Genomic DNA, 24385 nt, shown 5'->3' on the forward strand with positions numbered 1-24385 from the left:
ATGGCAGCAAGAATGAAAGAACGTTACAACGCTGAAATCGCGCCTGCACTCGTGCAGAAGTTCAGCTACAAATCGGTCATGCAAGTGCCGAAGATCGAGAAGGTCGTCATCAACATGGGCGTCGGCGAAGCGGTCTCGAACTCCAAGGTTCTGGACGCAGCGGTCGAAGATCTTCAAAAGATCGCCGGCCAAAAGCCGGTCATCACCCGTGCGAAGAAGTCCATCGCAGGCTTCCGCCTTCGTGAAAACGCGCCGATCGGCGTAAAGGTCACGCTGCGCGGCGACCGCATGTATTACTTCCTCGACAAGCTGTTCAACATCTCGCTTCCTCGCGTACGTGACTTCCGCGGCATCTCGAGCAAATCGTTCGACGGTCGCGGCAACTACACGCTCGGCTTGAAGGAGCAACTGATCTTCCCCGAGATCGAATACGACAAGATCGATAAGGTCCGCGGGATGGACATCGTCATCGTCACGACGGCGAATACGGACGAAGAAGCGCGCGAACTGCTGACCCAACTGGGCGCACCGTTCGTGAAGTAACTCCGCCGAGCCTGGCTATCAAGCCAAGGTACCCTACGGGAGGTGTGAAAGCAAAGTGGCAAAAACGTCGATGAAAATCAAGCAGCAACGTCCGCCGAAGTTCCAAGTTCGGGCTTACACGCGGTGCGAGCGCTGCGGACGTCCGCACTCCGTGCTGCAAAAGTTTAAAATTTGCCGGATTTGTTTCCGCGAGTTGGCATACAAAGGCCAGATTCCTGGCGTTAAAAAAAGCGAGCTGGTAATCAGCCTAGTTCGGGAAGGAGGTTTACCCCATGGTTATGTCTGATCCCATTGCAGATATGCTGACGCGCATTCGCAACGCGAATCTCGTCCGCCACGAATCGGTGGAGCTGCCTGCGTCTACGGTCAAGAAGCAAATTGCTGAGATCTTGAAGCGCGAAGGCTTTATCCGCGACGCCGAATACGTCGAAGACAACAAGCAAGGTTTGATCCGCATCTTCTTGAAGTACGGACCGAACAACGAGCGCGTCATCACGGGCCTGAAGCGCATCAGCAAGCCCGGCCTGCGCGTCTACACGAAGTCGAACGAAGTACCGCGCGTACTCGGCGGCCTCGGCATCGCGATCATCTCGACGTCCAAAGGCATCATCACCGACAAGGAAGCCCGTCAAGGGAAAGCCGGCGGCGAAGTCCTTTGCTACGTCTGGTAATTTAAAGCGACAAGTTAGGAGGTGTACCAATGTCCCGTATCGGACGCAAACCCATCCAGGTGCCAAACGGCGTGAACGTGAACCTGGACAACAACGTCATCACGGTAAAGGGCCCCAAGGGCACGCTGAGCCGCGAACTGCATAAAGACATGAAGCTGGTCGTCGAAGAAGGCGTCATCAACGTCGAACGTCCTTCCGACAACAAAGAACACCGCGCCCTGCACGGCACGACGCGCTCCGTCGTCGCCAACATGGTAAGCGGCGTTACCGAAGGCTTCGCCAAGAACCTTGAGCTTGTCGGCGTCGGTTACCGTGCCAGCAAGCAAGGCGAGAAGCTCGTCCTGAACGTCGGCTACTCGCACCCGGTCGAATTCCTGGCAGCAGGCGGCATCGAGTTCGACGTACCGGCTCAGAACCGTATCACGGTTCGCGGCATCGACAAGGAAGCGGTCGGCGCGATCGCAGCGAAGATCCGCGAAGTTCGTCCGCCGGAGCCATACAAGGGCAAAGGCATCAAGTACGAAGGCGAACGCATCATCCGCAAGGAAGGCAAAGCCGGCAAGAAGAAGTAATGAAAGGCGGCATCGGGCCGCTTCAGGATATGGCACTCGGCCGGCACACGGCGATCCGTTGCCTGAAACCGGTCGGATAGCGAAGCGAGAAGGGAGTGAACCCCGGAATGATTACCAAAGGCGACAAGAACAAAGCCCGTCTGAAGCGTCACCTGCGCGTGCGCAAGAAGATCAGCGGCACGAACGAACGTCCGCGCCTCTCCGTGTTCCGTTCTTCCAAGCATATCTATGCGCAGCTGATCGACGACGTCAAGGGCGTGACCCTGGCATCGGCATCCACGCTGGATAAGGAAATCGGCGAGATCGGCAACGGCGGCAGCGTCGAAGCGGCTGCTAAGGTCGGTCAACTGGTAGCAGAGCGCGCTAAGGCGAAGGGATACGAGAGCATCGTATTCGACCGCGGCGGTTACCTGTACCACGGACGCATTCAAGCACTGGCGGACGCGGCTCGCGAAGCCGGTCTTCAGTTCTAATATTACGCAAACAAGGAGGTTAACGACTTGCGTGTAGATCCTAATACCCTGGAACTTACCGAAAAAATGGTCCAGATCAACCGCGTTTCCAAAGTCGTCAAGGGCGGCCGTCGCTTTAGCTTCAGCGCACTTGTCGTCGTAGGCGACGGCAAAGGTTGGGTTGGCGCGGGCATCGGCAAAGCCAGCGAAGTACCGGACGCAATCCGCAAAGGCGTCGATGACGCTAAGAAGAACTTGATTTTCATTCCGCTTGTCGGCAAGACGATTCCGCACGCCGTTACCGGTCACTTCGGCGCCGGCAAAGTGCTGCTGAAGCCGGCATCCGAAGGTACGGGCGTCATCGCGGGCGGTCCTGTCCGCGCTGTACTCGAACTGGCCGGCGTCGGCGATATTTTGACGAAATCGCTGGGTTCCTCCAACTCGATGAACATGATCAACGCGACGTTGGAAGGTCTGTCCCGCCTGAAGCGCGCCGAAGACGTAGCCAAGCTCCGCGGCAAAACCGTGGAAGAGCTGTTGGGTTAAGGAGGGGTTAAAATGGCGAAATTGCAGATCACCCTCAAGCGCAGCTTGATCGGCCGTCCTGAGAACCAACGCCAAACCGTCAAATCGCTGGGCCTCGGCAAAGTGAACTCGACGGTCGTCAAAGAAGACAACGCGGCGATCCGCGGCATGGTTAACACCGTTAGCCATCTGATCACCGTCGAAGAAGTATAAGGCTATATAGCCAATCGCAACGAAAATCAATCAAGGAGGTGCGACGAACGATGAAATTGCATGAACTTTCTCCTGCAACTGGATCCAAGTTCAGCCGCAAACGCGTCGGTCGCGGCATCGGCAGCGGCATGGGCAAGACGTCCACGCGCGGCCACAAAGGCCAGAACGCTCGTTCCGGCGGCGGCGTACGCCCCGGCTTCGAAGGCGGTCAAAACCCGTTGTACCGCAGACTTCCGAAGCGCGGCTTCAACAACGACCGTTTTGCTACGGAATACGCGATTGTTAACCTGGATCAACTGAGCGGATTCGCAGCCGGCACGGAAGTAACGCCGGAACTGCTGCTCTCCGAAGGGATCGTAAAAAAACCCTAAGGACGGCATCAAGATTCTGGGCAACGGCGAGCTGACTGCAGCGATCTCCGTTAAAGCCCACAAGTTCTCCAAATCCGCTGCTGAAAAAATCCAGGCCGCCGGCGGTAACTCCGAGGTGATCTAATGTTCGCTACCGTGAGCAACATCTGGAAGGTCGAGGACCTTCGCAAGAGGATCCTATTCACGCTTTTCATACTGCTCGTCTATCGCGTCGGTTCCTTTATTCCGGTGCCGAACATCGACAAGAGCGTGCTCGAACAGGCCAATCAGCAAAGCAATGAGCTGTTCGGCCTGCTCAATACGTTCTCGGGCGGCGCGCTGTTCCATTTCTCGATCTTCGCGCTCGGGATCATGCCGTACATTACGGCATCGATCATCGTGCAGCTCCTCTCCATGGACGTTATTCCGAAGCTCGCGGAGTGGGCGAAGGAAGGCGAGATCGGCAAGCGCAAGTCGGCGCAGTTGACCCGTTACCTTACGATTGTCCTCGGTTTGATCCAAGCTTTCGCGACTTCGATCGGCTTCAACCGAATCTACAGCGCGAAGATGGTCATCGATCCGTCGCCGGCGACCTATATCCTGATCGCCATCGTGCTTACGGCCGGTACGGCTTTCCTGATGTGGCTCGGCGAGCAGATCAACGAGAAGGGCATCGGCAACGGCATCTCGATTCTGATGTTCGCGGCGATCGTCTCCCGAATTCCGACGTATATCCAAGAGATCTATCAGGACCAATTCGTGAACGGCGACCAGATCTTCTGGGCCGTCCTGAAGATGCTCATCATTCTGATCGTGATCCTGCTGATCATCGTCGGCGTAATCTTCGTCCAGCAGGGCGTACGCAAGATTCCGGTCCAATACGCCAAGCGCGTAGTCGGACAGAAGATGTACGGCGGCCAGTCGACGCATATCCCGCTCAAGGTTAACGGCGCGGGCGTCATTCCCGTCATCTTCGCTTCGTCGCTCCTGATGTTCCCGATCACGATCGCCCAATTCTGGGCCGGTCACACTTGGGCCAACTGGATCATCAGCCACCTGTACTACGACAAGCCGCTAGGTATGGTATTCTATATCTTGCTGATTGTCGGGTTCACCTTCTTCTACACGTTCGTGCAGTTCAACCCGCAACAGCTCGCGGACAACATGAAGAAGAACGGCGGTTATATCCCAGGCATTCGCCCGGGCAAACCGACGGCAGGCTACCTGATGAGAGTCATCACCCGCATCACCCTCGCCGGGGCGCTGTTCCTGGCTATCATCTCGATCCTTCCCGTCATCTTCGGCTCTGCCTTCGGTCTTCCGAAGTCGGTTCAGCTGGGCGGCACGTCGCTGCTGATCGTCATCGGCGTCGCGCTCGAGACGATGAAGCAGGTCGAGAGCAACCTGATCAAGCGTCACTACAAGGGGTTCATCAATAAGTAAGCTGCTTCAAAATGAGGGACATTCAGGAGGTACGGCAATGAACATCCTGTTTATGGGTCCTCCTGGGGCCGGCAAAGGCACGCAGGCGGAACGCATCGTCGATTCGTTCGGCGTGCCGCATATCTCGACCGGCGACGCATTCCGTCTGGCGATGAAGGAAGGCACCGCTCTTGGCGTCGAAGCCAAGAAGTACGTGGATCAAGGCCTCCTCGTCCCGGACGAAGTCACCAACGGCATCGTCAAGGACCGTCTGTCCCTGGCCGACTGCGACAAGGGATTCCTGCTCGACGGCTTCCCCCCGCACGCTGGCGCAGGCCGAAGCGCTTGACGAGATTCTCGCCGGACTCGGCAAGAAGATCGATCACGTCGTGAACCTGAAGGTGGATCGCGATCGTCTGCTCGCGCGCCTGACGGGCAGACGAATTTGCCGGACCTGCGGCGCTACGTATCACGTTCTTTTCAATCCGCCCAAAGTCGAGGGCGTGTGCGACAAGGATGGCGGAGAGCTGTACCAGCGCTCCGACGATACGGAGGAGAAGGTCGGCACCCGGCTGGATGAATACACGAGCAAGACGGCTCCGCTGCTTGCCTACTACGAAGGCAAAGGGCTGCTCCGAGAAGTGGACGGGGAGAAGGACATCGACGCGGTTACGGCCGATATTTCCTCCCTCCTCAGAGGGTAACCGGCCATGATCGTGTGCAAGTCCGAATCGGAACTGAACTTGATGAGACGGGCCGGAGAGATCGTCGCGAAGACGCATCAGCTGATGAAAGAAGCTGTGCGTCCGGGCGTGACGACCGCCGAGCTTGACCGGATCGCCGACGCGTATATCCGCAGCCAGGACGCGGTTCCGTCTTTCAAAGGCTATAACGGTTTTCCATCCAGCATTTGCGCATCGGTCAACGAAGAACTGGTGCACGGCTTCCCCGGTCCCCGGGTGCTTCAAGAGGGCGATATCATCAGCATCGACATCGGCGCGCAGTACAAGGGTTACCATGGCGATTCCGCCTGGACGTACGGCGTCGGCACCATCTCGGCGGACGCCCAGCGTTTGCTTGAGGTGACCGAAGCCTCGCTGTATGCGGGCCTTGCGCTTGTGAAGCCGGATGTCAGGCTGTTCACGGTGTCACACGGCATCCAGAAGGTGATCGAAGAGGCGGGCATGTCGGTCGTGCGGGAATACGTCGGACACGGCGTCGGACGCGAACTTCACGAAGAACCGCAGATTCCCAACTACGGCGTGCCCGACCGAGGGCCGCGACTGAAGCCGGGCATGGTGCTCGCCATCGAACCGATGGTGAACCTGGGCTCGCGCTACGTGCGGACCCTCTCGGACAACTGGACGGTCGTGACGGTGGACGGCTCGCTGTGCGCGCACTTTGAGCACACCATCGCCGTAACCGAGGACGGGTTCGAGATTCTGACCCGTGCGGAAGACTAGGCGGCGGCCATGACGGAGACGCCATCGCTGTCGCCCGGGGAAGTCGTGAGGAGCCGCCGCGGCAAAGACGAAGGTCAGTTGGCGGTGGTCATCGCCCTCGCCGACGAACGATTCGCGATCGTCGCGGACGGCGACAAGCGCCGGTTCGACCGGCCGAAGCGCAAAAACGTGCTGCATCTCGAATCGGTCGGCATCGTGAGCGACGAAGTCGCAAGCAGCATTCGGGACACCGGACGCGTGACCAACGGCAAGCTGAAGCATGCCGTCGTCACTGCTATGAGGCGGCTCGAAGCGCATGCTGAAGAGAAAGGAGAATGACGGTGGCCAAAGAGGACGTAATCGAAGTGGAAGGCGTGGTCGTCGAACCGCTGCCGAACGCGATGTTCAGGGTAAAGCTAGAGAACGGCCATGAGATTTTAGCTCATGTCTCCGGCAAGCTGCGGATGCACTTCATCCGAATCCTGACGGGCGACAAGGTCGTGATCCAGCTCTCGCCGTATGATCTAACGCGAGGCCGCATCACTTACCGCAAATAGTTCTTCCGGTCTACCGAACCACACGTGACGGCAGCAAGAAGCGCATACGCGCATCAGCGCCGCCGCACACTTTAGGAGGCTATTACCATGAAGGTGAGACCATCGGTCAAACCCATTTGCGAAAAATGCAAAGTTATTCGCCGCAAGGGTAACGTAATGGTTATCTGCGAAAATCCGAAGCACAAACAAAAACAAGGCTAAGAGGAGGTGCTCCTAACATATGGCACGTATTAGTGGTGTTGACCTCCCGCGCGACAAGCGCGTGGAAATCGCCCTGACGTACATCTTCGGGATCGGCAAGACAACGTCCCAGAAGCTTCTTGCTACGGCAGAAATCAACCCCGACACTCGCGTACGCGATCTGACCGAAGACGAGCTCGCTCGTCTGCGCGATGCGATCGACAAGACGCAAAAGGTCGAGGGCGACCTGCGCCGCGAGATCGCGCTGAACATCAAGCGCCTGATCGAAATCGGCTGCTACCGCGGTGTCCGTCACCGTCGCGGCCTGCCTGTCCGCGGCCAACGTACGAAAACGAACGCCCGCACGCGCAAAGGTCCGCGTCGTACGGTAGCGAACAAGAAGAAGTAAGAAGGGAGGATAAATCAGCATGGCACAAAAAGGCAAGAAGGTTGTCCGCACGAAACGCCGCGATCGGAAAAACGTCGAGTCCGGCGTCGCGCACGTCCGCTCGACGTTCAACAACACGATCGTTACGATCACGGATCCGCACGGCAACGCGATCTCCTGGGCCAGCTCCGGCAACATGGGCTTCAAAGGCTCGCGTAAGAGCACGCCGTTCGCAGCGCAAATGGCTGCCGAGACGGCTGCCCGCGCCGCGATGGAACACGGCATGCGCGCCGTCGAAGTCATGGTCAAGGGTCCTGGCGCCGGCCGCGAAGCCGCGATCCGTTCCCTGCAAGCTGCAGGTCTTGAAGTCAGCATGATTAAAGACGTAACGCCGATCCCTCACAACGGCTGCCGTCCTCCGAAGCGTCGCCGCGTATAATATGCGCCACTATGTGGTATCAAACAAAAACAACTTGTGAATAATGGTTGTAATGGTTAGGCATACTACATGGTTTGCCCAATTCGGTTATACTGGTTGAGGGACGGTACGTCATCCCGGATGACCGGACGGGGCGAACAAACGGCAACGTCAGCAACGCAGCGACGTTTTGAAGGAGGGTTTGGTTGTGATTGTGATCGAGAAGCCAAAGATCGAATCGGTGGAGATTCAAGAAGACAAGAGGTACGGACGCTTCGTGGTAGAACCGCTCGAACGCGGCTATGGCATGACGCTCGGCAACTCCCTTCGCCGGATTCTGCTGTCGTCTCTGCCAGGCGCCGCCGTCATTTCGGTTCAGATCGATGGCGTGCTTCATGAATTCTCCACCATTCCTGGCGTGATTGAGGACGTCACCGAGATCATCCTCAATCTCAAGCGCCTCTCCCTGAAGATTCATTCCGACGAGGAGAAGGTGCTGGAGATTGATGCTGAAGGCGAGGGCATCATCACGGCTGGAGATATTCGGGCAGACAGCGACGTGGAGATCCTTAATCCGGATCTGCATATCGCCACGCTGGCTTCCGGTGCGCGTCTTCACATGCGCATCTTCGCCAGACAGGGACGCGGCTACGTCCCGGCGGATCGCAACAAGAAGGAAGATCAACCGATCGGTGTCATTCCGATCGATTCGATCTACACGCCGATTACCCGCGTTAACTACAAGGTCGAGAATACCCGCGTCGGTCAGGTTACCAACTACGACAAGCTTACGCTTGAAGTATGGACCGACGGCAGCATCCGGCCCGAAGAAGCGGTCAGTCTGGGCGCCAAGATCCTGACGGATCACTTGTCGCTGTTCGTCGGCCTCACGGACGAAGCCAAGGATACCGAGACGATGAAGGAGAAGGAAGAGGACAAGAAGGAGAAAGTGCTCGAGATGACCATCGAAGAGCTCGATCTCTCCGTTCGCTCTTACAACTGCCTGAAGCGCGCCGGTATCAACACGGTTCAAGAGCTGATCACCAAGACCGAAGAAGACATGATGAAGGTTCGCAACCTGGGCCGCAAGTCTTTGGAGGAAGTGCAAGAGAAGCTCGAAGAACTCGGTCTCGGTCTTCGCTTCGAAGAATAGAAGACCTGACAAGACCGCATCAAGCGACAAGGAGGGAATAACAGATGGCATACCAGAAACTGAGTCGTGATTCGAGTTCGCGGAAGGCGCTCTTCCGTGACCTGGTCACCGACCTGTTCCTTTACGAACGTATCCAAACGACGGAAGCGAAGGCGAAAGAAGTTCGCTCCATCGCCGAGAAGCTGATCACGCTGGCTAAGCGTGGCGATCTGCACGCGCGTCGCCAAGTGGCGGCATTCGTGCGTCGCGAGACGCTGAACGGCGAACAGGACGCGATCCAAAAGCTGTTCTCCGATCTCGCGCCGCGTTACGCGGAGCGCGCAGGCGGCTACACGCGCATCCTGAAGCTCGGACCTCGCCGGGGCGACTCCGCTCCGATGGTGTATCTCGAGCTCGTCGACCGCGCTTAATTCCGCGGATCATGCGCATCGGTTTCGACCTCTTCCAAGACGAGAAGCCGTTGCGCGGACGTTAACGGCTTCGCCCTCCTTCGGGAGGCGCGCGTCCGTTCACGCGGAGGAATTCCAAGCTCGAGCCGCCTTTGGCGGTCGGGGCTTTGAATTCAAAAAAGGATGGACCGAATGCTACCCTTTCGGCACATCCTTTTTTTTGTGCCACAAGGAGGAATGGCGCATGCGCAACATCGCGCTTCTCGTCAGCTACGACGGCACTGGCTACTACGGCTTTCAGAGCCAACCCGGCGGCAATACGGTGCAGGACAAGATCGAAGAGGCCATCCATATGCTCTCGGGCGAGCGCGTCAAGTTGACGGGTTCTGGCCGCACCGATGCCGGCGTTCATGCGCTCGGGCAGGTAGCAAACTTTCAGACGACATCCAGCATTCCGGCAGAGAGATGGGCGATCGCGTTGAATTCGCGATTGCCGAACGACATCGTCGTGCATGCGGCCGTCGAGGTAGCGCTGGATTTTCACGCTAGGCGCTGCGCCGTGGGCAAAACCTACCGCTATTCGATCAATTCCTTCCGTTTCCCGGACGTATTCGCCAGGCATCGCGTTTTTCACCATCCGGCACCTTTGAACTTCGGTGCGATGCGGGAGGGACTGACTCACTTGCTGGGCGAGCACGACTTTACGTCCTTCACTTCGCCGCTCTCCACCAAGCCGCACCATGTCCGCACGCTTTACGAGGCTTCGCTGCGCGTAGATGCGGCTTCTGGCGGCAGCGAGGCTTCAGGAAGAGGCGTCGCGCATATTACCGTTACGGGAAACGGATTTCTGTATAATATGGTGCGCATTATTTCCGGCACGATCCTTCAGGTTGGAGAAGGCAAGCGAAGGCCGGAAGACATCGCCGACATTCTCGCCGCCAAGAACCGGGCAAGGAGCGGTCCGACGGCCGTGCCTTACGGTCTAACGATGTGCAGCGTCGAATACGGGCCCGAGTGGGGATTGAACTGGAAACCGCCTTATAATTAATGCGTTAAATTGCATGATTTAGTATTGCGGCGTTCAGGGATATCATGTACAATAGTCATTGTGTGTTCTTCATGGCTTCCCACGGCCCCGATGAAGAATACGCGAAGCGGCCGGTCGCGCGCCGCGCATTCTCCTTCCCGAAGATGGAGACGCAGAAGCGGACGATAGCAGCAATCGCATTTCCCGACCGATACGCAATCGATGAGGCCTATAGGCCGATCACGGATAAGAGCAGGATTGAAGGAGGAAGTAACATGCGCACAACGTACATGGCGAAGACGAACGAAGTTGAACGCAAGTGGCATGTCATCGACGCTGAAGGCAAGACGCTGGGTCGTCTGGCTACCGAAGCGGCATCGCTGATCCGCGGCAAGCACAAGCCGGAGTTCACGCCGCATGTCGATACGGGCGATTTCGTCATCGTTATCAACGCCGAGAAGATTGTCCTCACGGGCAAGAAGCTTCAACAAAAGAAGTACTACACGCACTCGCACTACCCGGGCGGTCTGAAGACGACGACGGCTGGCGATATGATCGCCAAGAAGCCTGCTCGCATCATCGAGCTTGCCGTTTACGGCATGTTGCCGAAGAACAAGCTCGGCCACCAGCTTCAAACGAAGCTGAAGGTATACGCTGGCGCTGAGCACCCGCACCAAGCACAACAACCTGAAGTTTACGAACTTCGCGGTTAATCGAGAGGGAGGACCTACCAATGGCTCAAGTGCAATACATCGGAACTGGCCGACGCAAGCATTCGGTAGCGCGCGTACGTCTCGTGCCCGGCGAAGGCCGCATCGTGATCAACAAGCGCGACATCAACGAGTACTTCGGTCTGGAGACGCTCAAGCTGATCGTTAAGCAACCGCTGAACCTGACCGAGACCGCTGGCAAGTACGACATCATCGTACTGGCTAACGGCGGCGGCATCGCCGGTCAAGCCGGCGCAATCCGTCACGGCATTTCCCGCGCTCTTCTGAAGGCCGATCCCGAGCTACGCGGCTCGCTGAAGAAGGCCGGTTTCCTGACGCGCGATCCGCGTATGAAGGAACGTAAGAAGTACGGACTCAAGGCTGCACGCCGTGCGCCTCAGTTCTCCAAGCGTTAATCGATGCTCTCAAGCCTCTGCGGCGTCTTCGGACGACGTCGGGGCTTTTTTTATGCCGATTTTATTCTTGTATATTCCGATCAGGAAGCGTATAATTTACTGGACTAAAGCATCGCATGGTACACCTACTTGTCAACAGGGGGGTAGTGAAAATGAATTTGCTTGAAAAAGAAGCGCTGATCCGCGAAAAAGCGGAAGAATTCGAGCATGCTTCTCCGGAGACGCTCATCCGCTGGGCGGTCGAGACGTTCCCGAACATCACGTTCGCCTGCAGCTTCGGCGCAGAGGACGTCGTACTGGTCGACATGCTGCAGAAAATCAGCCCGAAGACCGATATTTTCTACCTGGACACCGATTTCCACTTCAAAGAAACCTACGAGACCCGCGACAAGCTCGCGGCTTATTATAATCTGGAATTCGTCCGCGTCAGCCCGCTTATCACGCCTGAAGAACAAGCCGGACAACACGGACCCGAGCTGTGGAAGATCGATGCCAATGCTTGTTGCAACATCCGGAAGGTCGAGCCGTTGACTCGCATTCTGGGCCAATACGAAGCATGGATCACCGGTATTCGCCGCGATCAAGCGCCTACGCGCGCCAACGCCAAGAAGGTCGAATACGACACCAAGTTCGGCCTGGTCAAGTTCAACCCGATCGCCTCGTGGACGAGCGACGACGTATGGAACTACATCCGTTCCAACAATATTATTTACAATGCGCTTCACGACAACCATTACCCGAGCATCGGCTGCGAGTACTGCACGCGCCAAGTCATGCCGGGCGAAGATCCGCGCGCGGGACGCTGGGCCGGTCAAGAGAAGACCGAATGCGGTTTGCACAAATAAAAGGCTTTGCGAAAGGAGCAGCTTAATTCAATGAGTACGATTCAGCCGCACGGCGGCGTATTGGTCAATCGCGTGCTTGAAGGCGCAGCGAGAGAGCAACTGCTTGCGCAAGCCGGCAGCCTCAAGTCGATTCAGGTCAGCGCATGGACGATCTCGGATCTTGATCTTATCGGCGTCGGCGCCTTTAGCCCGTTGACAGGCTTCATGAACGAGCAGGACTACAAGAGCGTCGTCGACGGCATGCGCCTGGCCAACGGCATCGTCTGGAGCATTCCGATCACGCTGACGGTGAGCGAAGAGCAAGCGGGCGGACTCGCCGTCGGTGACCGCGTCGCGCTTATCGGAGAGCAAGACGGCGTCGTATACGGCGTCATCGACATCGAGAGCATCTTCACGCCGGACAAGAAGCATGAAGCGGTGCAGGTGTTCAAGACCGACGATCTGGCTCATCCTGGCGTCGTGAAGCTGATGGAGCGTCCGAACGTCTATGTCGGCGGACCGATTCAAGTGCTGAACCGTCCCCAACCGGAGAAGTTCGGCGAGTATTATTTTGATCCGGCCGAAACCCGTCGGATCTTCGCGGAGAAGGGTTGGCGCTCGGTGGTCGGCTTCCAGACCCGCAATCCGGTTCACCGTGCGCACGAGTACATTCAAAAATGCGCAATGGAGATCGTAGACGCGCTCTTCCTTAACCCGCTTGTGGGCGAGACCAAGTCCGACGACGTGCCGGCTAACGTACGCATGCGTTCCTATGTGGCCTTGCTGGAAAATTATTATCCGAAGGATCGCGTGTTCCTTGGCGTTTTCCCGGCGGCAATGCGTTATGCAGGTCCGCGCGAGGCGATTTTCCACGCTATGGTACGCAAAAATTACGGTTGTACCCACTTCATCGTGGGCCGCGACCATGCCGGCGTAGGCGACTATTACGGCACTTACGAAGCGCAGGACTTGCTCAAGACCTTTGCAGCGGACGAGCTCGGCATTACGCCGCTGTACTTCGAGCACAGCTTCTTTTGCAAGAAGTGCGGCAACATGGCTTCGAGCAAGACGTGCCCGCACGGCAAAGAAGAGCATCTGACGCTGTCCGGTACGAAGGTACGCGCCTTGCTGCGCGACGGCGTTTGCCCGCCGCCTGAGTTCTCGCGTCCCGAGGTCGCTCAGATCTTGATCGAAGGCATGTCGGCGTCCGCCGAGACGGCTTCACGCTAAGTCCGATCATAAATAACCACCCTGTCCCATAAGATGTAGCGTACATCAAATGGACAGGGTGGTTTTTATTATGCGGCCAAACGAGGGGCACCGTTATTCGCGCAGCAAACATCCAAAAAAGGATCGTCGTGTGGATCACCCGTAAAGGTGCCGTCCGTCTAGGGGCCGTAGCAGCGCTTGTCGCGCTTCTTAGCGTTTTGCTATGGGCGGAGATACCCGCGCTTGAGACCGGCGGACAGAGCGATCTGAAGACGCCGCTCACGGGCAAGACGATCGTGCTGGACGCCGGACACGGCGGCTTGGACGGAGGGGCGGTGAGCCGAGACGGCGTGATCGAGAAAGACATCAACATGGCGCTCGTGCTGCAGCTGCGCGATTACCTGCAACAGGCCGGGGCCGTCGTATATTTAACGCGCGAAGGCGATCATGATCTGGCGGACTCGGACGTTAAAGGGTATTCAAAACGCAAAACACAGGATTTGCTCAAGCGGACTTCCGTTATCATCGGGAAAAATCCGGACCTTGCACTTACGATCCACATGAACAGCGTACCCTCGGCCAAATGGTCCGGCGCGCAGACCTTCTATTATCCGTCCAATGCGGAGGGAGGCCGACTCGCGAAATTGGTCCAAGCCGAGATCCGGGAGTCGGTGGGCAATACGAACCGCGTCGCGCTCACCAAGGACAACGTTTACCTTTTGAAGGCATTGAAGATGCCCGCTGCTCTCGTGGAGGTCGGTTTTCTGTCCAATCCCGACGAATCAAGGCTGCTCGCTGGCGAAGCGTATCAGACGAAAGTTGCGGCAGCGCTCTATAGAGGCATTCTCCGATATGCCGAGGGAGAGGACAAATCTACGCTTCCGAAGGCTGCCCATTAGATTTCGACATGGAGACATTGCGTCTCGGACACACATTCGCAAAGCATGGTTGTGCTATAATAAACACTTAAGATAAAGCGCAACGGTTGGAGGTCGGAAACGCGAATGGCAACGAGAGAAGAAGTAATCGAGGCGCTAAAGGAGCTTGAAGAGCCTTCCTTGAAGCAGCCTCTTGCCCGGTTAGGCTTGCTTAGGGATATCGTCGTCCGCGATACGGGTATCTCGCTGACTGCCGTGCTCCACCCGGACAGCATGGATGGAGCGGCACGCCTCGAGTCCGAGATCGCGACGGCATTGGCCGCCATCCATACGGGCAAGCCTCATGTGCGGATTCGGGCGATGACGGAGCATGAGCAGAACGAGGCGCAATCGCGCAGCGAAGGCGGACAAGCCGAAGCGTCGGCAGCGGGCGGTGCGAAGAAAGAGGCTGCGCCGGTCAAGGGGCATAGCGCGGGGCTGGAACATAATCCGCTGCTGAGACCGGACAGCGAGGTCGTCTCGATCGCGATTGCGAGCGGCAAAGGCGGCGTAGGCAAGTCTACGGTGACCGTGAACCTGGCAGTCGCATTGGCCCGGCGCGGCAAGCGCGTCGGTCTGATCGACGGCGACATCTACGGCTTCAGCGTGCCGGATATGATGGGGATCGAAGAGCGACCGGAGCAGGTCGGCGACAAGATCAAGCCGATCGAGCGGTTCGGCGTCAAGGTCATATCGATGGGCTTCTTCGTCGAGGACAACAGCCCGATCGTCTGGCGCGGTCCGATGCTCGGCAGGATGCTACGTAACTTTTTTTAACGATATCGATTGGGGCGAGCTTGATTACTTGCTGCTCGACCTGCCGCCGGGCACGGGCGACATCGCGCTGGACGTACACCAGATGCTGCCGAAGAGCAAGGAGATCATCGTGACGACGCCGCACGCGACCGCTGCTTTCGTCGCGGCGCGCGCAGGCGCGATGGCGATCAAGACCGAGCATGAGATCCTCGGCGTCGTCGAGAACATGGCTTGGTATGAAAAAAACGGCGAGCGCGATTATGTGTTCGGCAGAGGCGGAGGCGGCATGCTCGCCGATACGCTGCATACGTCGCTGCTTGCGCAATTTCCGCTCGGCGCGCCGGACAATCACCCTTCGGAGCCCGACTACTCGCCTTCCGTGTACAAGGCCGACAATCCGACGGGCCGCGAATACTTAGCCCTGGCGGACGAGGTCATTGCCCGCTGCGGCAAATAAAACGAAAGCAACCGCCGGCGCATCCAGCGCCGACGGTTGTTTTTTGCCTTTTTCGTATGCTCGGCTTATTGACCGCCGCCGCTTCCCGACTGATCGCCGCTTCCGCCTCCGCCCTGGCCTCCGCTTTCGCCGCCTCCGGACGAGGACTCGCCTTTGGATTCCGTAGGCTTCGGCGTCAGTTCCTCCTTGACCACGTCTTGAAGAATTTTCATGAGCTCCAGTTTGAATACCGGATTTTGAATCGCCTCGCCAACCGCGCTCATCATTTGCTTGCGGTATTCGGCCGTCTTGGTCGTTTCGAACAGCACGGTTTTCATATCGCCCGTTTTAAATACGTTCACGAGCTCCTGTTGGTACGTCGGATCCTTAAGCAAGTCCTTATGAATCTGCTTGTTGTCCTTGCTGACCGCTTTGGCGAATTCGCCCGCGAACTTCGTGTCGGTCATGATCTCGCGAAGCACCTTCGAATAATTAGAAGAGGTTAGCACGTCCTTCACTGCCGTGCGGATCTGTTCCTGGTCTGAAGGAGTCAAGGATTGCGCGTGCAGGGAGCTGGTTCCGTACTTTTCCTTCGATGCTTTGTCCAGCGCTTCTTGCGCTTCCTGCGAGCCCAGGATGTCGATCACCATCGATTTGACGTCTTTATAACTCATCTGCTCGCTGCTGGCACTGGATTCCGGACCGCAGGAAGAGAGCAGGATGACGGCCGTCAGGGCGAGGCCGGTCCACCATAAGCGAAGCCGCATATTGCGTTCATCACCCTTTCCGGGAATTTGAACGTAGTATGCGACTTCGGCAGGCCGATTATAAGGAAGACTTCATGGCTTTTTTGGGACGGACATGGTAAAATGTTTTTGTACTGACGGGGGGAGGAATACAATTGAATTTGCGTAAATGGATGACCTTGTTCGGCACGACGATCCTCATCGGAGGCGGAGCGGCTCTGATTACCGGCGTCGTGATGATGGTTTGCGATCCGAATTTTCAAATCGGCGGCGCGAAAGGCTGGACCTTTAATCTAATTATGATGGCGCTGGCTGGCCTTTCGTTCGGCGCTTTCGCGCATATGGGCTTTTTTGCATATCTAATGCTGAATTACATTGCCCGAAGCATTATCAAACGTCCGTATCTATGGGTGGCGCTTCAAGGCTTCGTCGCATTATTCGTGCTCGCTGAGATCGTATACTGGACGCATGACAGCGAGTTTCCGCCCAACGCATATTGGATCGTTCCGCTGCTGCTGTCGCTCGGGGCGCTCGCGGTCGCTTGGCGCAAGGTCAAGGAGACGACGTCCGGCGCTTGGATTCCGACTTTGTTTTACATGATCGCGGTGACGACGATCGAAGGCTTGCCCGGCTTCCGGTCCGGCGGACTGTGGACGCAGCTGACGTTTACATTGGTTCCGATCTTCGTCTGCAACGCATACCAGATTCTGCGCCTGCACCATATCTTGAGCGTCCCGGGCACGGCGCAGAAAATCAAGGCCGAAGCGGGCAGCCACTAACTAAACTTCAATCAGGCGACTTGATTCCACGTTTGCTTGTCTTGGACGGTCTGGCCCTTGGTATCCGTCTGGCTCATCAATTGAGAGACCGTGACGAATTCATAGCCTTTGGCTCGCAGTTGATCGATGATTTGCGGCAGCGCTTCATGCGTTTGGAGGCAGGAATCGCTGGCATGCAGCAGGATGATGTCCCCGGGATGGGCTTTGGTCACGACGCGCTGCACGATCGTGTTGACGCCGGGGTTTTTCCAGTCCAGCGAATCCGTATCCCACTGAATGACTTTGTAGTTCATGTCCTCCGCGATTCTTAATACCCGCTTGTCGAAGTCGCCGTTCGGCATCCGGATCAGGTTCGGGCTTTTTCCGGTCTGGTCGGAGAGCATGCCATGCGCGGTCTGAATCTGCTTGCGAATCTCATCGTCGCTCAGTTGGCTGTAGTTCACGTGCTTATGGCCGTGGCTGCCGATCTCATAGCCGCCGTCCACGATGTTCTGCACGATGTCCGGATGCGTCTTGCTCCAAGGCGAAGAGAGGAAAAACGTCACGTTTTTCACGTTCTTCTCTTTAAGGATGTCCAAAATCGGCTGCGCTCTTTTTTCTCCCCAGCTAATATCGAACGTTAGCGCGACGATTTTGCGGTCCGTCGGCACGCTGTATACGGCAGCCGGCGGATGCGGGGCGAATACGCTGATATTGTCCCTTTCCGTCCAGATCACCCCCGCGGACAGCAGTATGGCGAGCGTGAGGAAAAAGTACCGCTTGATGCGGCGGCCGCTCCATACGAAAAAGTAGTTCATGATTTCCGATCCCCTCTCGATTAGAAGTTAGAATAAGGCTTGGACGCTACAGCTTGTTCTAATTGCAATGTATGCTTGACCCATGGCAAGTTATGATACGGTCGCGAAGGGGAGATTCAATTTGATCAAAAAAAACGCTTCTGCAAGCATGGACGGACGTTAAGCCCTACTTCTGGGCGGCAGCCGTCATCTTTTTGGCTGGCCTTTTCGTAGGCGCCATGTCGCACGGGGACATCGCCTGGTTGGACAAACAGCTCGAAAACATAAGCAAAATCGCCAAGCAGGCTAACGAATCCGACAATGTGAGCCTTTCGATGTTCTGGCTGATTCTTGTCAACAATCTCGTTGCTACGGCATTTGCGATGTACCTCGGGATTGCGGCAAGCATCATGCCGTTGTTTACGCTGGCTTTAAACGGCTTGGTCATGGGCTATCTGTTCGGACAGTTGGCGAATGAAGGTGCCGACCTTTGGTCGTTAATCCTGAAAGGAATACTGCCACACGGAATACTGGAGCTTCCGGCCGTGTTTCTGGCGGGCGCATACGGGATTCTGCTTGGCGTCCGGCTGCTGCAGGGCATCGGACGTTCCATGACGAACAAGCCTAAGCCTTGGGCAAGATTCGCCGAAGCGATGAAAGGCTCGATCGCGATCTATGCCGTCGTAGCGATTTTGCTGCTTGTAGCGGCCGTAATCGAAAGCACCCTTACGCTTTATCTGGTGAAGTCCTGATTTTTTGCGACGCCCTCTGTCATATTTCAGGCTGAATTGGTGCATAACAGTAAAACGCTTAAAGGCGGACCGCCGCACGCGATGCTGGGATTGCACAGGAGGCCAACGGTAGGATGCTGGGAATGATGTTCACAGATAAAGAATGCAGAGAGCTGGACTATATGCTCCGCAAGGAACTTGACGAGATGCTGCTCGATCTGGGAGACCGGAGAATGGAAGGCCCCGTAAAGGAAGCGATCTTCAAGCGATACAAGACGATTTTCAGAATGTATGCGAGGATCGCTGCGCCGAGGGAGCTGTCCAGGTATGCGTCGGGGCTTCGCAATCAACGCTCTTGAAAGGCCCAGAACGTGGCGAAATAAAAGATTAAAAGGCGGCGAAATTAAGGGTTGACGATATACGACGGAATATGATAAATTATCTAACGCCCCTCCTGAAGGGGAGAGCGGACAAGCGCTTGCGGCAAAGGTTAAGATGATTTACATATCTTACAAGTTGCAAGGTCTGGGCCCGCTGTGATATATTATAAAAGTCGCCGTTGCGAGGCAATATCGCAAGCGACGGACGAGATTGCTCCTTGAAAACTGAACATCGAGCGTTAAAACAAACGGACGCTGAAGCCTTTCGGGGCTGAGGCAAAAGTTATACCAGCAATGAAATGAGCAAGTCAAGCTTACCTTTATGGAGAGTTTGATCCTGGCTCAGGACGAACGCTGGCGGCGTGCCTAATACATGCAAGTCGAGCGGATCTTGTTTGCAGCTTGCTGCAAACTTGGTTAGCGGCGGACGGGTGAGTAACACGTAGGCAACCTGCCCCAAAGACCGGGATAACATTCGGAAACGAATGCTAAGACCGGATAGGCAACTTGGTCGCATGACTGGGTTGAGAAACACGGTGCAAGCTGTGGCTTTGGGATGGGCCTGCGGCGCATTAGCTAGTTGGTGGGGTAACGGCTCACCAAGGCGACGATGCGTAGCCGACCTGAGAGGGTGAACGGCCACACTGGGACTGAGACACGGCCCAGACTCCTACGGGAGGCAGCAGTAGGGAATCTTCCACAATGGGCGCAAGCCTGATGGAGCAACGCCGCGTGAGTGAGGAAGGCTTTCGGGTCGTAAAGCTCTGTTGCCAGGGAAGAATAAGGGTGAGGTAACTACTCATTCGATGACGGTACCTGAGAAGAAAGCCCCGGCTAACTACGTGCCAGCAGCCGCGGTAATACGTAGGGGGCAAGCGTTGTCCGGAATTATTGGGCGTAAAGCGCGCGCAGGCGGTCTTTTAAGTCTGGTGTCTAAGTGCGGGGCTCAACCCCGTGATGCACTGGAAACTGGGAGACTTGAGTGCAGAAGAGGAGAGCGGAATTCCACGTGTAGCGGTGAAATGCGTAGAGATGTGGAGGAACACCAGTGGCGAAGGCGGCTCTCTGGACTGTAACTGACGCTGAGGCGCGAAAGCGTGGGGAGCAAACAGGATTAGATACCCTGGTAGTCCACGCCGTAAACGATGAGTGCTAGGTGTTGGGGGGGTCCACCCCTCGGTGCCGAAGTTAACACATTAAGCACTCCGCCTGGGGAGTACGGTCGCAAGACTGAAACTCAAAGGAATTGACGGGGACCCGCACAAGCAGTGGAGTATGTGGTTTAATTCGAAGCAACGCGAAGAACCTTACCAGGTCTTGACATCCCTCTGACCGGTCTAGAGATAGACCTTTCCTTCGGGACAGAGGAGACAGGTGGTGCATGGTTGTCGTCAGCTCGTGTCGTGAGATGTTGGGTTAAGTCCCGCAACGAGCGCAACCCTTGGATTTAGTTGCCAGCACTTTGGGTGGGCACTCTAGATCGACTGCCGGTGACAAACCGGAGGAAGGCGGGGATGACGTCAAATCATCATGCCCCTTATGACCTGGGCTACACACGTACTACAATGGCCGGTACAACGGGCTGCGAAGTCGCGAGACGGAGCCAATCCTACCAAAGCCGGTCTCAGTTCGGATTGCAGGCTGCAACTCGCCTGCATGAAGTCGGAATTGCTAGTAATCGCGGATCAGCATGCCGCGGTGAATACGTTCCCGGGTCTTGTACACACCGCCCGTCACACCACGAGAGTTTACAACACCCGAAGCCGGTGGGGTAACCCGCAAGGGAGCCAGCCGTCGAAGGTGGGGTAGATGATTGGGGTGAAGTCGTAACAAGGTAGCCGTATCGGAAGGTGCGGCTGGATCACCTCCTTTCTAAGGAGCCCTTCGGGGCATTACGAAGTCCGTTGTTTTAACCGCTCGAGTTCAGTTTTGAAGGAGAAATCCTTCAGGGTTCCCCGCGATACCGGTTTGGGGGGGGGGGGGGGGGGGGGCGGGGGGGCCCCGCATCTCGAACACGACCGTTAAGCCTTCCAGCGACCGATGGCACTTGGACGGCAGGGACCTGGTCGCCAAGCCGGTCTTCGCCAATCCCTCTTTTTTTTTTTCTATTAACCAGCGTGGGGGGGGGGGGGGGGGGGGGGAAATGGGGGCCTTTTTTTTGGGGGGGTCGGGGGGGGGGGGGGGGGGGGGGGGGGGGGGTTTTGTTGGGGCCACCCCGGCACCAATTTTAGTTTTTTTTTGGGGTTTTCTGTTGGGGGGGGGGTGGGGGGGGGGGGGCCGGGGGGGGGGGGGGGGGTTCTTGTGGTTTTTTTTTTTTTTTTTTCTTCTTTCCTTCCCCCCGGCCGGGGGGGGGGGGGGGGGGGGGGGGGGGTTTGCACCTTGAAAACCGGATAGCGAAACGAAATGCGCAAATTAGAAATTCTCATGCATTGCCTTGTGTGGTTTAGCCGACAGGTTAAGCTATTAAGGGCGCACGGAGGATGCCTAGGCGCCAGGAGCCTAAGAAGGACGCGGCGAACAGCGAAATTGCCTCGGGGAGCCGTAAGCAGGCTTTGATCCGGGGATGTCCGAATGGGGAAACCCGGCTGGGGTCATGCCCAGTCATCCCATGAGTGAATACATAGCTCATGAGAAGGCACACCCAGGGAACTGAAACATCTAAGTACCTGGAGGAGAAGAAAACAAGAGTGATTCCGTCAGTAGCGGCGAGCGAAAGCGGATTAGCCCAAACCTGAGAGCTTGCTCTCAGGGGTTGTGGGACGTCTCACATGGAGTTACAAAGGAGGCAGGTTAGGCGAAGAGATCTGGAAAGGTCCGGCATAGAAGGTAAAAGCCCTGTAGCCGAAAGTCTGCCCCCTCCGAGACGGATCCCGAGTACCGCGGGACACGAGAAACCCCGTGGGAATCCGGCAGGACCATCTGCCAAGGCTAAATACTCCCTGGCGACCGATAGTGAAGCAGTACCGTGAGGGAAAGGTGAAAAGCACCGCGGGAGCGGAGTGAAAAAGAACCTGAAACCGTGCGCTTACAAGAAGTCAGAGCCCGATCTAGGGGTGATGGCGTGCCTTTTGTAGAATGAACCGGCGAGTTACGTTTACGTGCGAGGTTAAGTCGGAGAGACGGAGCCGCAGCGAAAGCGAGTCTGAATAGGGCGCTTTAGTACGTAGTCGTAGACCCGAAACCGGGTGATCTACCCCTGTGCAGGGTGAAGGTGAGGTAACACTTACTGGAGGCCCGAACTCGTGAGCGTTGAAAAAGCTCTGGGATGACGTGGGGGTAGGGGAGAAATTCCAATCGAACTCGGAGATAGCTGGTTCTCCCCGAAATAGCTTTAGGGCTAGCCTCGAGATTTAGCATCATGGAGGTAGAGCACTGATTGGGTGCGGGGCCCGGCCAAGGGTTACCAAGTCCAGTCAAACTCCGAATGCCATGGATGTATGCTCGGGAGTCAGACGGCGAGTGCTAAGATCCGTCGTCAAGAGGGAAAGAGCCCAGATCATCAGCTAAGGTCCCCAAGTGTGTGTTAAGTGGGAAAGGATGTGGAGTTGCGAAGACAACCAGGATGTTGGCTTAGAAGCAGCCACCATTTAAAGAGTGCGTAATAGCTCACTGGTCGAAGTGACTCTGCGCCGAAAATGTAACGGGGCTAAACACACCACCGAAGCTATGGCATGTACCTTAGGGTACTTGGGTAGGGAGCGTTGAATGCGGGTAGAAGTCGGACCGAGAGGACCGGTGGACTGCATTCAAGTGAGAATGCCGGTATGAGTAACGAAAAGACAGGTGAGAATCCTGTCCGCCGAAAGCCTAAAGGTTCCTGAGGAAGGTTCGTCCGCTCAGGGTAAGTCGGGACCTAAGGCGAGGCCGAAAGGCGTAGTCGAAGGACAACAGGTTGAAATTCCTGTACCACCGTAATCCGTTACGAGCGATGGGGGGACGCAGGAGGGCAAGAACGCGAGCTGATGGATAGCTCGTCCAAGCAGTGAGGGGTGTGTGTAGGCAAATCCGCACACTAATACCTTGAGCTGTGATGGGGAGGGAAAATTACAGATACCGAAGGTTCCGTGCTCACGCTGCCGAGAAAAAGCCTCTAGCCAGGAGAAGGTGCCCGTACCACAAACCGACACAGGTAGGCGAGAAGAGAATTCTAAGGCGCGCGGAAGAACTCTCGTTAAGGAACTCGGCAAAATGACCCCGTAACTTCGGGAGAAGGGGTGCCTCGGTAGGGTGAATAGCCCGAGGGGGCCGCAGTGAATAGGCCCAAGCGACTGTTTCAGCAAAAACACAGGTCTGTGCGAAGCCGTAAGGCGAAGTATACGGGCTGACGCCTGTCCGGTGCTGGAAGGTTAAGGGGAGCGGTTAGGGGCAACCCGAAGCTGTGAACCGAAGCCCCAGTAAACGGCGGCCGTAACTATAACGGTCCTAAGGTAGCGAAATTCCTTGTCAGGTAAATTCTGACCCGCACGAATGGCGTAACGACTTGGGCGCTGTCTCAACGAGAGATCCGGTGAAATTTTTCTGCAGTACCTGTGAAGATGGCAGGTTACCCGCGACGTGACGGAAAGACCCCATGGAGCTTTACTGTAGCTTGATATTGAACTTGGGTACGGTCTGTACAGGATAGGTGGGAGCTGAGGAAGCCGTAGAAGTGCAAACTTAGGTGGAGGGCGCCGTTGGGATACCACCCTGATCGGTATTCTAGGTTCTAACCTGTCACCGTGAATCCGGTGAAGGGACCGTGTCAGGCGGACAGTTTGACTGGGGCGGTCGCCTCCTGAAAGCGTAACGGAGGCGCCCGAAGGATCCCTCAGAATGGTTGGAAATCATTCGAAGAGTGCAAAGGCATAAGGGGAGCTTGGACTGCGAGACCTACAAGTCGAGCAGGGACGAAAGTCGGGCTCAGCTATTCGGCGGTACCCAAGGGAAGGGCTATCGCTCGTACCGGATAAAAGCTACCCTGGGGATAACAGGCTTATCTCCCCCAAGAGTCCACATCGACGGGGAGGTTTGGCACCTCGATGTCGGCTCGATCGCATCCTGGGGCTGAAGTAGGTCCCAAGGGTTGGGCCGTTCCGCCCATTAAAGCGGTACGCGAGCTGGGTTCAGAACGTCGTGAGACAGTTCGGTCCCTATCTGTCGCGGGCGTAGGAAATTTAAGAGGGGCTGTCCTTAGTACGAGAGGACCGGGATGGACGCACCGCTGGTGTACCAGTTGTTCCGCCAGGAGCATCGCTGGGTAGCCAAGTGGGGGAGGGATAAGCGCTGAAAGCATCTAAGCGCGAAGCCCGCCTCAAGATGGAGATTTCCCAGTATGTAAGACCCCTTGGAGAACACGAGGTTGATAGGCTCGGGGTGTAAGCACAGCAATGTGTGTAGCTGACGAGTACTAATCGGTCGAGGGCT

Annotated in this window: 26 protein-coding genes, 2 rRNA genes and 4 pseudogenes; 30 read left to right on the plus strand and 2 right to left on the minus strand. The window is 56.6% G+C overall.

The genetic code is table 11. The features are described from left to right. From rplE to OMP38_RS30725, 25 genes and pseudogenes are all read left to right on the plus strand, one after another. The gene (rplE, locus tag OMP38_RS30605) at positions 1-543 is read left to right on the plus strand and encodes a 50S ribosomal protein L5 (protein WP_090117904.1); all 543 of its coding nucleotides are present in this window, start codon (positions 1-3) and stop codon (positions 541-543) included. Between the two features lie 55 nt (positions 544-598). After that, positions 599-775: pseudogene (locus tag OMP38_RS30610) on the plus strand (type Z 30S ribosomal protein S14); the annotation flags it as partial. 40 nt (positions 776-815) lie between these two features. Next, positions 816-1214, plus strand: coding sequence for a 30S ribosomal protein S8 (rpsH, locus tag OMP38_RS30615; protein WP_090117902.1), 399 nt, complete (start codon positions 816-818; stop codon positions 1212-1214). A gap of 29 nt (positions 1215-1243) precedes the next feature. Continuing rightward, complete coding sequence (rplF, locus tag OMP38_RS30620; protein ID WP_090117901.1) at positions 1244-1786, plus strand: 50S ribosomal protein L6; 543 nt, start codon at positions 1244-1246, stop codon at positions 1784-1786. Between the two features lie 107 nt (positions 1787-1893). Continuing rightward, the gene (gene rplR / locus OMP38_RS30625) at positions 1894-2259 is read left to right on the plus strand and encodes a 50S ribosomal protein L18 (RefSeq protein ID WP_217597976.1); all 366 of its coding nucleotides are present in this window, start codon (positions 1894-1896) and stop codon (positions 2257-2259) included. 27 nt (positions 2260-2286) lie between these two features. Then, entirely contained in the window at positions 2287-2784 is a 498-nt protein-coding gene (gene rpsE, locus OMP38_RS30630; RefSeq protein WP_090117899.1) for a 30S ribosomal protein S5, read from the plus strand. A gap of 12 nt (positions 2785-2796) precedes the next feature. Continuing rightward, the gene (gene rpmD, locus OMP38_RS30635; protein ID WP_090117898.1) at positions 2797-2976 is read left to right on the plus strand and encodes a 50S ribosomal protein L30; all 180 of its coding nucleotides are present in this window, start codon (positions 2797-2799) and stop codon (positions 2974-2976) included. A gap of 50 nt (positions 2977-3026) precedes the next feature. Then, positions 3027-3471: pseudogene (rplO, locus tag OMP38_RS30640) on the plus strand (50S ribosomal protein L15). Further along, a complete protein-coding gene (gene secY / locus OMP38_RS30645; protein WP_277568456.1) occupies positions 3471-4769 on the plus strand; it encodes a preprotein translocase subunit SecY in 1299 nt (432 codons plus the stop codon). Before rplO ends, secY begins: the two are co-directional and overlap by 1 nt. Positions 4770-4806: 37 nt before the next feature. Beyond that, positions 4807-5452 (plus strand): annotated as a pseudogene (locus OMP38_RS30650) (adenylate kinase). Between the two features lie 6 nt (positions 5453-5458). Next, positions 5459-6211 (plus strand): type I methionyl aminopeptidase, encoded by a 753-nt coding sequence (gene map / locus OMP38_RS30655; RefSeq protein WP_090117894.1) that lies wholly within the window; start codon positions 5459-5461, stop codon positions 6209-6211. A 9-nt stretch (positions 6212-6220) separates the two neighbouring features. Further along, positions 6221-6529 (plus strand): KOW domain-containing RNA-binding protein, encoded by a 309-nt coding sequence (locus OMP38_RS30660; RefSeq protein ID WP_090117893.1) that lies wholly within the window; start codon positions 6221-6223, stop codon positions 6527-6529. A 2-nt stretch (positions 6530-6531) separates the two neighbouring features. Next, positions 6532-6747 (plus strand): translation initiation factor IF-1, encoded by a 216-nt coding sequence (gene infA, locus OMP38_RS30665; RefSeq protein WP_090117962.1) that lies wholly within the window; start codon positions 6532-6534, stop codon positions 6745-6747. Positions 6748-6834: 87 nt separating this feature from the next. Continuing rightward, complete coding sequence (gene rpmJ / locus OMP38_RS30670; protein WP_003333770.1) at positions 6835-6948, plus strand: 50S ribosomal protein L36; 114 nt, start codon at positions 6835-6837, stop codon at positions 6946-6948. Between the two features lie 19 nt (positions 6949-6967). Continuing rightward, on the plus strand, positions 6968-7336 hold the full coding sequence (rpsM, locus tag OMP38_RS30675; protein WP_090117892.1) for a 30S ribosomal protein S13: 369 nt from the start codon (positions 6968-6970) through the stop codon (positions 7334-7336). A gap of 19 nt (positions 7337-7355) precedes the next feature. After that, positions 7356-7754, plus strand: coding sequence for a 30S ribosomal protein S11 (gene rpsK / locus OMP38_RS30680; RefSeq protein ID WP_217598039.1), 399 nt, complete (start codon positions 7356-7358; stop codon positions 7752-7754). 187 nt (positions 7755-7941) lie between these two features. Further along, positions 7942-8886, plus strand: a complete 945-nt coding sequence (locus OMP38_RS30685; RefSeq protein ID WP_271754068.1) for a DNA-directed RNA polymerase subunit alpha — start codon at positions 7942-7944, stop codon at positions 8884-8886. Between the two features lie 44 nt (positions 8887-8930). After that, complete coding sequence (rplQ, locus tag OMP38_RS30690; protein WP_090117889.1) at positions 8931-9296, plus strand: 50S ribosomal protein L17; 366 nt, start codon at positions 8931-8933, stop codon at positions 9294-9296. 223 nt (positions 9297-9519) lie between these two features. Beyond that, the gene (truA, locus tag OMP38_RS30695) at positions 9520-10323 is read left to right on the plus strand and encodes a tRNA pseudouridine(38-40) synthase TruA (protein ID WP_277568457.1); all 804 of its coding nucleotides are present in this window, start codon (positions 9520-9522) and stop codon (positions 10321-10323) included. Between the two features lie 254 nt (positions 10324-10577). Beyond that, a complete protein-coding gene (rplM, locus tag OMP38_RS30700; RefSeq protein WP_277533305.1) occupies positions 10578-11015 on the plus strand; it encodes a 50S ribosomal protein L13 in 438 nt (145 codons plus the stop codon). Positions 11016-11035: 20 nt separating this feature from the next. After that, positions 11036-11428 (plus strand): 30S ribosomal protein S9, encoded by a 393-nt coding sequence (gene rpsI, locus OMP38_RS30705; protein ID WP_217597898.1) that lies wholly within the window; start codon positions 11036-11038, stop codon positions 11426-11428. A gap of 152 nt (positions 11429-11580) precedes the next feature. After that, the gene (locus OMP38_RS30710) at positions 11581-12273 is read left to right on the plus strand and encodes a phosphoadenylyl-sulfate reductase (protein ID WP_277568458.1); all 693 of its coding nucleotides are present in this window, start codon (positions 11581-11583) and stop codon (positions 12271-12273) included. Positions 12274-12303: 30 nt separating this feature from the next. After that, on the plus strand, positions 12304-13482 hold the full coding sequence (sat, locus tag OMP38_RS30715) for a sulfate adenylyltransferase (protein ID WP_277568459.1): 1179 nt from the start codon (positions 12304-12306) through the stop codon (positions 13480-13482). Positions 13483-13610: 128 nt separating this feature from the next. Beyond that, the gene (gene cwlD, locus OMP38_RS30720) at positions 13611-14360 is read left to right on the plus strand and encodes an N-acetylmuramoyl-L-alanine amidase CwlD (protein WP_277568460.1); all 750 of its coding nucleotides are present in this window, start codon (positions 13611-13613) and stop codon (positions 14358-14360) included. Between the two features lie 105 nt (positions 14361-14465). Next, positions 14466-15591 (plus strand): annotated as a pseudogene (locus tag OMP38_RS30725) (P-loop NTPase). Positions 15592-15656: 65 nt separating this feature from the next. Here the strand turns inward: OMP38_RS30725 and gerD are convergent. Continuing rightward, positions 15657-16337: a spore germination lipoprotein GerD gene (gene gerD / locus OMP38_RS30730; protein ID WP_277568461.1), complete on the minus strand. Its 681-nt coding sequence runs from the start codon at positions 16335-16337 to the stop codon at positions 15657-15659. A gap of 134 nt (positions 16338-16471) precedes the next feature. Between gerD and OMP38_RS30735 the strand changes: the two genes are divergently transcribed. Then, complete coding sequence (locus tag OMP38_RS30735; RefSeq protein WP_277568462.1) at positions 16472-17095, plus strand: KinB-signaling pathway activation protein; 624 nt, start codon at positions 16472-16474, stop codon at positions 17093-17095. 11 nt (positions 17096-17106) lie between these two features. Here OMP38_RS30735 and pdaB read toward each other — a convergent pair whose 3' ends face one another. Next, positions 17107-17892, minus strand: a complete 786-nt coding sequence (gene pdaB / locus OMP38_RS30740; RefSeq protein WP_277568463.1) for a polysaccharide deacetylase family sporulation protein PdaB — start codon at positions 17890-17892, stop codon at positions 17107-17109. A gap of 188 nt (positions 17893-18080) precedes the next feature. On the opposite strand from pdaB, the gene OMP38_RS30745 reads away from it, so the two are divergent. The 4 genes from OMP38_RS30745 to OMP38_RS30760 form a co-directional block, all read left to right on the plus strand. After that, positions 18081-18623: a stage II sporulation protein M gene (locus OMP38_RS30745; protein ID WP_277568465.1), complete on the plus strand. Its 543-nt coding sequence runs from the start codon at positions 18081-18083 to the stop codon at positions 18621-18623. Positions 18624-18736: 113 nt separating this feature from the next. Further along, on the plus strand, positions 18737-18961 hold the full coding sequence (locus OMP38_RS30750; protein ID WP_217597906.1) for a hypothetical protein: 225 nt from the start codon (positions 18737-18739) through the stop codon (positions 18959-18961). Positions 18962-19301: 340 nt separating this feature from the next. Then, positions 19302-20854, plus strand: a 16S ribosomal RNA gene (locus tag OMP38_RS30755). 581 nt (positions 20855-21435) lie between these two features. Continuing rightward, a 23S ribosomal RNA gene (locus OMP38_RS30760) occupies positions 21436-24385 on the plus strand; the annotation flags it as partial.

It is taken from the genome of Cohnella ginsengisoli (genome assembly GCF_029525555.1).
GTDB lineage: Bacteria > Bacillota > Bacilli > Paenibacillales > Paenibacillaceae > Cohnella > Cohnella ginsengisoli.

Coding starts and splice junctions, on each gene's coding strand:
- rplE (WP_090117904.1), top strand. CDS start 1: ATGGCAGCAAGAATGAAAGAACGTTACAACGCTGAAATCGCGCCTGCA.
- rpsH (WP_090117902.1), top strand. CDS start 816: ATGGTTATGTCTGATCCCATTGCAGATATGCTGACGCGCATTCGCAAC.
- rplF (WP_090117901.1), top strand. CDS start 1,244: ATGTCCCGTATCGGACGCAAACCCATCCAGGTGCCAAACGGCGTGAAC.
- rplR (WP_217597976.1), top strand. CDS start 1,894: ATGATTACCAAAGGCGACAAGAACAAAGCCCGTCTGAAGCGTCACCTG.
- rpmD (WP_090117898.1), top strand. CDS start 2,797: ATGGCGAAATTGCAGATCACCCTCAAGCGCAGCTTGATCGGCCGTCCT.
- secY (WP_277568456.1), top strand. CDS start 3,471: ATGTTCGCTACCGTGAGCAACATCTGGAAGGTCGAGGACCTTCGCAAG.
- map (WP_090117894.1), top strand. CDS start 5,459: ATGATCGTGTGCAAGTCCGAATCGGAACTGAACTTGATGAGACGGGCC.
- OMP38_RS30660 (WP_090117893.1), top strand. CDS start 6,221: ATGACGGAGACGCCATCGCTGTCGCCCGGGGAAGTCGTGAGGAGCCGC.
- rpmJ (WP_003333770.1), top strand. CDS start 6,835: ATGAAGGTGAGACCATCGGTCAAACCCATTTGCGAAAAATGCAAAGTT.
- rpsM (WP_090117892.1), top strand. CDS start 6,968: ATGGCACGTATTAGTGGTGTTGACCTCCCGCGCGACAAGCGCGTGGAA.
- rpsK (WP_217598039.1), top strand. CDS start 7,356: ATGGCACAAAAAGGCAAGAAGGTTGTCCGCACGAAACGCCGCGATCGG.
- rplQ (WP_090117889.1), top strand. CDS start 8,931: ATGGCATACCAGAAACTGAGTCGTGATTCGAGTTCGCGGAAGGCGCTC.
- truA (WP_277568457.1), top strand. CDS start 9,520: ATGCGCAACATCGCGCTTCTCGTCAGCTACGACGGCACTGGCTACTAC.
- rplM (WP_277533305.1), top strand. CDS start 10,578: ATGCGCACAACGTACATGGCGAAGACGAACGAAGTTGAACGCAAGTGG.
- rpsI (WP_217597898.1), top strand. CDS start 11,036: ATGGCTCAAGTGCAATACATCGGAACTGGCCGACGCAAGCATTCGGTA.
- OMP38_RS30710 (WP_277568458.1), top strand. CDS start 11,581: ATGAATTTGCTTGAAAAAGAAGCGCTGATCCGCGAAAAAGCGGAAGAA.
- sat (WP_277568459.1), top strand. CDS start 12,304: ATGAGTACGATTCAGCCGCACGGCGGCGTATTGGTCAATCGCGTGCTT.
- gerD (WP_277568461.1), bottom strand. CDS start 16,337: ATGCGGCTTCGCTTATGGTGGACCGGCCTCGCCCTGACGGCCGTCATC.
- pdaB (WP_277568463.1), bottom strand. CDS start 17,892: ATGAACTACTTTTTCGTATGGAGCGGCCGCCGCATCAAGCGGTACTTT.
- OMP38_RS30750 (WP_217597906.1), top strand. CDS start 18,737: ATGCTGGGAATGATGTTCACAGATAAAGAATGCAGAGAGCTGGACTAT.